This is a genomic window from Malikia spinosa (genome assembly GCF_002980625.1).
GTDB lineage: Bacteria > Pseudomonadota > Gammaproteobacteria > Burkholderiales > Burkholderiaceae_C > Malikia > Malikia spinosa.
Genome location: NZ_PVLR01000083.1, coordinates 1 through 688 on the forward strand (window position 1 = coordinate 1; position 688 = coordinate 688).

Here is a 688-nt window from a genome sequence, read left to right on the forward strand (position 1 = left end):
CGCTTATCTACACGCGGACACATGGACACCAACATCACTCATCCCCCAGCCGGACGCCAGCGCCGGCGCCATTCACCCGAGTTCCGGGCCGCTGTCATCCAGGCCTGCCTGCAACCCGGCGTCTCGATTGCCGCCGTGGCCCTGGCCAACGGCCTCAATGCCAACATGGTGCGCAAATGGGTCATCGAGGAGCACAAGCGATCCCTGCCGGCAAAGACTCATTCGTCCCGACCTGTTTCTGTTCCAGATCGTGGCTCGCCGCCCGCACCGGCTTTCGTACCGCTGGCGTTGCCTGCTCCGTCTGCCACGTCAGGGGCCATTCAAATCGAGCTACGCCGTGGCGAGGCAACAGTCAGCGTGAGCTGGCCTGTCTCGGCCGCCGGCGAGTGCGCCGCCTGGCTACAGGAGTGGCTGCAGTGATCCGAGTCGATGCGGTCTGGCTCGCCAGCGAACCGCTGGACATGCGAGCGGGGACCGACATGGCGCTGGCCCGCGTGGTGGCAGTCTTCGGTGCGGCGCAGCCTCACCATGCCTACCTGTTCGCCAACAAGCGCGCCAACCGCCTCAAGGTGCTGGTGCACGATGGCATCGGCATCTGGCTGGCCGCGCGCCGGCTGCACCAGGGCAAGTTCGTCTGGCCGGCAGCCGGCCAGCCCAACGCCGGACTGTGCCGGGCCCAGCTCGACGC

General features: G+C 67.4%; 2 protein-coding genes. Both read left to right on the forward strand.

Translation table 11 applies throughout. The features are described 5' to 3' along the window. The coding region (gene tnpA, locus C6P61_RS17355; RefSeq protein WP_342352639.1) for an IS66-like element accessory protein TnpA at positions 1–420 on the forward strand (420 nt) is incomplete at its 5' end. Continuing rightward, positions 417–688 (forward strand): IS66 family insertion sequence element accessory protein TnpB (tnpB, locus tag C6P61_RS17360; RefSeq protein ID WP_146115100.1); only part of this gene is annotated, 272 nt, incomplete at its 3' end. The genes tnpA and tnpB, both read left to right, overlap by 4 nt.